The 7,416-nt window shown below is 68.2% G+C and carries 3 protein-coding genes and 1 pseudogene; 1 reads left to right on the top strand and 3 read right to left on the bottom strand.

Annotation, left to right across the window (positions count from 1 at the left end; genetic code table 11):
• From DMC18_RS19510 to DMC18_RS19495, 3 genes and pseudogenes are all read right to left on the bottom strand, one after another.
• A pseudogene (locus DMC18_RS19510) lies at window positions 1–423 on the bottom strand (hypothetical protein); the annotation flags it as partial.
• 213 nt (window positions 424–636) lie between these two features.
• The gene (locus tag DMC18_RS19500; protein WP_110119073.1) at window positions 637–2,892 is read right to left on the bottom strand and encodes a beta-glucosidase; all 2,256 of its coding nucleotides are present in this window, start codon (window positions 2,890–2,892) and stop codon (window positions 637–639) included.
• A gap of 66 nt (window positions 2,893–2,958) precedes the next feature.
• Window positions 2,959–3,996 carry a LacI family DNA-binding transcriptional regulator gene (locus tag DMC18_RS19495; RefSeq protein ID WP_110119074.1) on the bottom strand — a complete coding sequence of 346 codons (1,038 nt, stop codon included), beginning with the start codon at window positions 3,994–3,996 and terminating at the stop codon, window positions 2,959–2,961.
• Window positions 3,997–4,662: 666 nt separating this feature from the next.
• On the opposite strand from DMC18_RS19495, the gene DMC18_RS19490 reads away from it, so the two are divergent.
• The coding region (locus DMC18_RS19490) for a TonB-dependent receptor (RefSeq protein WP_110133227.1) at window positions 4,663–7,416 on the top strand (2,754 nt) is incomplete at its 3' end.

Here is a 7,416-nt window from a genome sequence, read left to right as displayed (position 1 = left end):
GGCGTGTCCTGAGGGCCTCGCCAGCCCGTCGGCGGGCGCCAGCGTCAGGCGGCAGGGGGAGAAGTCGATCACCACCGTGTAGCGGGCCAGGACGTCGGCGCCGATGACGCCGGCGATGGGGGCCACGAAGCCGACGCCGCGATAGTCGAGGTCGACGACGCTCACCGGCTGGGCGGGCAGGGCCTCGCCGGCCACGCGGATCGGCAGGGAGAGATCGGTGGCCTCGAAGCCGCCGGCCTGGGCCTTGGTCTCGTGCAGCAGGGTATGGGGCGCCGACAGGTCGATGACGAAGTCGCCGGTCATGTCGCCGATCGCGGCAGGGGCGACGATCGCGCCGTTCTCGAACCAGCAGGCCGTCTCGCCCGCCCGCGCCGAGGCGGCGGTCGCGAGGATCAGGGCCAGGGCGAGGAGCGGGGCGCGCATGGAGGGAGACTAGAGCGTGTTCAGCCGGGAGGGGAAGCGGGGAGGGGATAGCCCGAACCGATGGCGCATGGCTTGAACGAAAGAGGGCGGACGCCGCCGCGTCCGCCCCCCTCCGGCCCTCCGGGCCACCTCCCCCAGAGGGGGAGGATTTACGCGGATCAGATGCTCCCCCTCTGGGGGAGCTGTCGCGAAGCGACTGAGGGGGCTCGCCCCTTACTTCAGCAGCCCCACCGGCACGCTCTGCGCCGCCACCGTCGCGGTCGCCTTGGCCGAGATCGCCGCGGACGAGGCCCCCAGCTGCACCTCGTAGTCGCCGGGCGCGACCTTCCAGCCGTGGGCGGCGTCGTCCCAGGTCGCCAGCAGGCGCGGATCGACCGTCAGGGTGACGGCCTGGCTGGCGCCGGGGGCGAGGGCGACTTTCTGGAAGCCGGCCAGGCGGCGCGGGGCTTCCCAGCCGCCGGCCTTGGGCGAGACATAGACCTGCGGCACGTCCTTGCCGGCCCGCTTGCCGGTGTTGGTGACCTTGAACGACACGGTCAGCTTGCCGCCGGCGGTCGCGGTCTTGAGGTCCGAATAGGCGAAGCTGGTGTAGGAGAGGCCGTGGCCGAAAGGGAACAGCGGCTGAAGGCCCTTCTTGTCGAACCACTTGTAGCCGATGGCCGCGCCCTCGATCGAATAGTCGACCGAGAACAGCGCGTCGGGCGTCTTCGGATCGCCGTCGAGCGTGGGGCGGGGCAGCTGGGCCTCGCTGGCGGGGAAGGTCACCGGCAGGCGGCCGGTCGCGTCCACCTCGCCGGTCAGCACGCGGGCGATGGCGTCGCCGCCGTTGGTGCCCGGGTACCAGGCCTGCAGCACCGCGCCGACGTCGTTCAGCCAGGGCATGGTCACCGGCCCGCCGGTCTCCAGCACCACGACCACCTTCTTGCCGGCCTTGGCGGCCGCGGCGATCGTCGCGTCCTGGTTCTTGGGCAGGGTCAGGGAGGGGGCGTCTTCCGACTCGGTGGTCCACTGGTCGGCGAAGACGATGACGAGGTCGCTGTCGGCGGCCAGCCTGGCGACCGCGGCCGGGTCCTTGCCGTCGTCATAGGTGAACTTGGCCTGCGGGGCGCGGGCCTGCAGCGCCTTCAGCGGCGAGGACGGGTAGTAGATCACTGGGCCCGGCCAGGTCTTGGGCTCCAGGCCCTGAACGGCGCGGCCGCCGGCCGGATAGACCTGCGAGGAGCCGCCGCCCGACAGAACGCCGACATTGGCGTAGGCGCCGATCACGGCGATCTTCTGGGCCTTGAGCGCCAGGGGCAGCAGGCCCTTGTCGTTCTTCAGCAGGACGATGCCTTCCTCGGCGTCGGCCTGGCTGACCTTGCCGTTGGCGGCCAGGTCGATCGGGGCGATCTTCACCGGGTGATCGACCGCGCCGCTGGCGAACAGCGAGCGGACGATGCGGCGGGCCATGTCGTCCAGGCGCGCCTGGCTGACCGCGCCGCTGGCCAGATCCGCCTTCAGCACGCTGGCCAGGAAGGGCTGCTTGTCGAAGGCGTCGCCGGCCGATTCCTGGTCGAGGCCGGCGTTGACCGACTTGGAGCCGGAATGCACCGCGCCCCAGTCGGACATGACGTAGCCCTTGTAGCCCCAGTCCTGCTTCAGCACCTTGTTGAGCAGCCAGTCGTTCTCGCAGGCGTAGTCGCCGTTGACGCGGTTGTAGGCGCACATCACCGAGTGCGGCTCCGACGCCTCGATGGCGATCTGGAAGGCCAGCAGGTCGGAGGTGCGGGCGTCGGCCTGGCCGATCCTGCTGTCGACCACGAAGCGGCCGGTTTCCTGGGCGTTCAGGGCGTAGTGCTTGATGGTCGAGACGATCTTGGCCGACTGGATGCCCTTGATCTGGGCCCCGACCATGACGCCGGCCAGCAGCGGATCCTCGCCGCCATATTCGAAGTTGCGGCCGTTGCGCGGCTCGCGGACCAGGTTGACGCCGCCGGCCAGCATGACGTTGAAGCCCGAGTTGCGGGCCTCCGAGCCGATCATCGCGCCGCCCTTCTGGGCCAGCTCCGGGTTCCAGGTGGCGGTGGTGGCCATGCCCGAGGGCAGGGCGGTGCGCTCGCGGAATTCGGCGGCGCTGCCTTGCGTGGCCACGCCGACGCCGGCGTCGGTTTCCCACTGGGCCGGAATGCCCAGGCGCGGCAGGCCCGGCACGTAGCCGGCCGAGCCGGGCAGCGAGCCTTCGATGCGCGTATATTTGGGCTTCATGTCGGCGCCGAAGTAGCCGTAGACCAGGGTCAGCTTCTCGTCCTGGGTCATGGCCTTGAGCACGAGGTCGGCGCGGGTGTCTGCGTCGAGCTTGGGATCGAGCCACGGCTTTGCGGCGGGCGCTGCGGCGTGGCGGGAATGATCCTGGGCGCAGGCGGGCAGGGCCGACAGGCCCCCGAGGGCGATGGTCAGGGCCAGGGCGCTGGCGCGGAAACGCGAGTTCATTCTACCTCCCACACGGATGTTATTGGCCGGCGTAACCGGCGGTCTGTTCGCGGACGGAGGGCTCCGTCAGCTGGTCTTGGCCGGCGGGCCCTTGCGGGCCGGGCCGGTGGATTCGCGGATCACCAGGCTGTGCTGGGCCAGAAAAGGCCCGGTGCGCAGGCCCGACTCGCCGCTGTTCCAGGCCGCGAAGGTCTGCAGGGCGCGCAGGGCCATCGGCTCGAACGGCTGGCGGATGGTGGTCAGGGTCGGCCAGATGACCCCGGCGATGGGCGCGTCGTCGAAGCCGACCACCGAGATGTCGTCGGGAATGCGCAGGCCGCGGCGCTGGGCTTCCATGCAGGTGGCGGCGGCCATCTCGTCGTTGGCGGCGAAGATCGCGGTCGGCGGCTCGTCGATCTCGAGCAGCAGCCTGGCGGCGTCCAGGCCCGTCTTGAAGGTGAACTCGCCCTGCACGATCAGCTCCGGCGCGGGGCGCGGCAGGCCGGCGGCGGCGTAGGCCTCGAAGAAGCCGTTGCGGCGATGGGTGCTGGCGGCGTGGTCGGGGTGGCCCGAGATGTGGCCGATGCGGGTGTGGCCCAGGCTGAACAGGTGCTCGACCACCTCGCGGGCGGCGGCGCGGTCGTCCATGGCGATGGCCGGGAAGTGCGGGTCGGGCGTGGTCGGCGAGATCAGCACGCAGCGCACTTCCAGCTCGCGCAGCAGCGCCTTCAGCGGGCCGAAGTCGCACTCTGGCGGCAGCAGCACGACCTCGCGGATGCCGCCGTCCTCGACGAAGGCGCGGATGCGGTCCTGCCAGCCGGCGATCGGGCCGTCGAACAGCTCGACCGTCAGGTGGCGGCCGGTCTCCAGGCAGGCCAGCAGCAGGGCGTGGTGGGTGCGGGTGTGATAGCCGCCGCTGGGGTCGCCCATCAGGGCCCCGACGGCCGAAGAGCCCTGGGCGCGGAACTGGCGGGCCACGGCGCTGGGCTGGTAGCCGAGGGCGGACATGGCCTCGCGGACCTTGTCGCGAGTCTTGGCGGTGACGCTGGCGTGGTCGTTGAGGACCCGCGAGACCGTCTTGGCCGAGACCCCGGCCCGCTGGGCCACATCGTGAATCGTCGACATTGAAGACCCGCACCCGACTCGGCCGTCGCCGCGCGCGCCCGGCAGGGCGGCGGCCGGACGGCTCCCTTGACCAGCCATACCGCAGCTGGATCGGCTTGTCATGCGATGGGACAGGTTCGGGTCAAAAATTGTCTTTCCGTCGGACATTATGTTGTCTCGCAAATGTCCAGTTAGACATTTCGACATGGCCTTGGCGTCCTTACCGCCCGCGTCCTCCGGTTTTGATTCCCTCAATGGCCTCGCTCGCAGATTTTATTGAGCCGGGGCGAAACAGGCTTGGCAGCGCTGTCTCCTTTGTCGCTCAGGTCGAAGCGGGCGAGCAAAAACTCCTTATAAAATAGGGAATACTCCTATCTCCAAGGCTCGGTTCGATCGGGGTTTGGCGCCTTGAGGACATGTTGCATTTCGGCGATTTTCAGAAATGACAACGTTGACATTCTTGTTGACTTGCTCGGGACATTTGGGAATGTAGCCACCGTGAGCGGCGACTGAGGGCTGTCTCGCAGCACCGTTCCGGCGCCGGGGGTCGCCGACAGGACATCACCGGGTCAAGGCCGCCAGAAGCAGGTTGGCGTGAAGGCTAAGACCCGGGCTCAAGACCCACCGCGGCGCGCAAAGAGCGTCGCGGCCCGAACGCAAGAACAAAGACATTGGGGAGCGATCGACTTGACCACACCACGTTCGAAGTCCGTCTGGACTCGCGGCTTGACCCTGGCCTTGCTGGCCGGCGCGTCTCAGGCCGTCATCACCACAACCGCCCTGGCGCAGACCACCGAAGAGACCGCGGTCGAAGAGATCGTCGTCACCGGCGTGCGCGGCTCGCAGCTGAAATCCGTCGACGTCAAGCGCAAGGAAGCCTCGATCGTCGACGCCATCTCGTCGGAAGACATCGGCAAGCTGCCCGACGTCACCATCGTCGACTCGCTGCAGCGCATCACCGGCGTGCAGATCCAGCGTGACGCCGGCGAGGGCAAGACCGTCAACATTCGCGGCCTCAAGCAGGTGATCACCCTGCTGAACGGCGAGCAGTACCTCAGCGCCGGCAACATGGGCGAGGCCCAGCCGAACCTGCTGGACGTGCCCTCGCAGCTGATGAACCAGGTGCTGGTCTACAAGTCGACCGACCCGAACAACGCCCTGTCGGGCATCTCGGGCACCATCGACCTGCGCACCCGCCGGCCGTTCCAGATGTCGGAAGGCTTCACGCTCGCCGGCGCGGTCGAAGGCCAGCGCGGCGACCGCACCAGCGAAGACGACTACCTGGGCAACATCCTGGCCAGCTGGCGCAACGACCGCGTCGGCCTGCTGGTGTCGGCCGCCCAGAGCAAGTCGAACCTGGGCAACAACTATTCTGGCACCGTCGCGCTGTCGGGCAACAACGACTGGGGCGGCACCAACCCCAACTCGTTCATCTCGCCGCACGGCTACGAGAGCTTCAACCGCGTCGTCGAGCGCAAGCGCACCGGCGTCAACGTGTCGTTCGAGGCCGACCTGGGCGAAGGCTTCACCCTGATCGCGGAAGGCTTCTACGCCAAGCTCGACGAGTACAACCGCGCCATCGGCATCAACATCTCCAACCGCTGGGATGGCGGCGCCTTCGGCAACTGGACCAAGCCGACCGACTTCCAGCCCGTGGGCATCGGCGGCTGGCAGGCCGTCAGCGAGTACGACATCGACGCCTGGTGGATCAATTCGTTCAGCGTCAACCGCGTCACCAAGTCGGAATCGAAGAACTACAACCTCGAACTGAAGTACGACAACGGCGGCAAGTTCACCTCGGAGGTGCGGGCCATCCGCGCCAACGGTGAAAAGCTGAGCATGAACGGCCAGGCCCAGGGCGACCTCAGCAACTGGCAGTACGCGCCCAACCGCTTCAACCTGTTCCGCAATGCGCAGGACCGCACCCGCGGCCCGTTCTATCCGAAGGCCATCTGCGACCAGTATCCGGCCAGCCAGCGCAGCAACGCCGTGGCCGGTTCGGCCGGCGGCTGCTACCTGACGCCCAACCCGCAGGGCTACGGCGAGAACCCGCAGCTGCACTACGACATCAGCGGCGACCATCCGGTGTGGAGCGGCTTCGACACGCCGATCTCGGGCGGCCTGGGCGCGGGCAAGACCCTGCGCGACTACATGGCCAACAAGGACAGCTACGCGATCGGGGCCTTCTCGTCGGAGGGCAACAACGAGGTCGAGTCGGACATGAACGTGTTCCGCGCCGACGGCCACTACCGCTTCGACGACAAGTTCCTGGGCTTCATCACCAAGGTCGACGCCGGCGTCCGCCAGAGCGACCGCTCGATCAGCGTCGAGCAGTTCCACCTGTTCTCGTCGTTCTACGGCGGCGTGGCGGGCGCGGTGCAGAAGAACGGCACGGCCGTTCCGGCCGCCGGCTGCATGGCGCAGTGGAAGGCCATCGACGTGGCCATGGACAACAACCAGTGCTCGGCGGGCGAGTTCGTGCCCAACCCGATCACCGGCGTGCCGGAGTTCCAGCCCTACACCGTCAACCGCCCGACCAAGCTCTACACCTACAACAACATCCAGTTCGTCACCGACCTGGGCGGCGTCACCTCGGGCATGCCCGGCTTCTGGGCCATCGACCCGAAGGATTTCGACGACATCGTCGCCTTCCAGAACAAGGTGTTCGGCGGCGCGACCCGCGTGCAGGTGCCCGGCCAGACCTACGACGTCGACCTGAAGGAGCAGAGCGCCTACGGCGCGGCCGACTTCTCCATCGGCAACCTGTCGGGCAACTTCGGCCTGCGGGTCATCCAGACCGAACTGCTGGTCAAGCAGAACAACACCGGCGACACCCTGGCCTACGGCGACACCAACGCCGACGTCGGCGACACGGTCACCCGCCGCAAGTACACCGACTGGCTGCCGTCGCTGAACGCGGTCTACGACCTGGGCGACCACTGGAAGTTCCGCTTCGCCTTCTCCAAGACGATGCAGCCGCTGGACCTGGGCAACTACGGCGGCGGCCTGTCGATCTTCACCGCCGACTGCGGCTCGGTGAAGCCCGGCGTGCGCTGCGTCACCGGCGCCAGCTCGTCGGGTAACCCGATGCTGGATCCGTGGCGCTCGGACAACTTCGACGGCGCGGTCGAGTACTATTTCGGCCGGGCCTCGATGTTCAACCTGTCGGCCTTCAAGCTGAAGATCGACAGCTTCGTGACCAGCGGCGTCACCACCGGCCGGTTCACCAACGGCGACGGCTCGCTCAGCGATCCGGTCAACGTCTCGCTGCCGGTGCAGGGCCAGAGCGGTTCGGTCGAGGGCGTGGAAGTGGGGGCCAAGATCGCCTTCACCGACGTGATCCCCGACATGCCGATCCTGTCCAACTTCGGCATCGACACCAACTACACCTACTCGCCGAGCGAGGAGTCGCGCGTCGGCCTGGACGGCCACAAGCTGCCC

Origin of the sequence: Caulobacter sp. D5, from assembly GCF_003185805.1 — a bacterium.
Lineage (GTDB): Bacteria > Pseudomonadota > Alphaproteobacteria > Caulobacterales > Caulobacteraceae > Caulobacter.
Note: the sequence above shows the minus strand (reverse complement) of the source record. Positions and strands in the feature narration are given on the sequence as shown.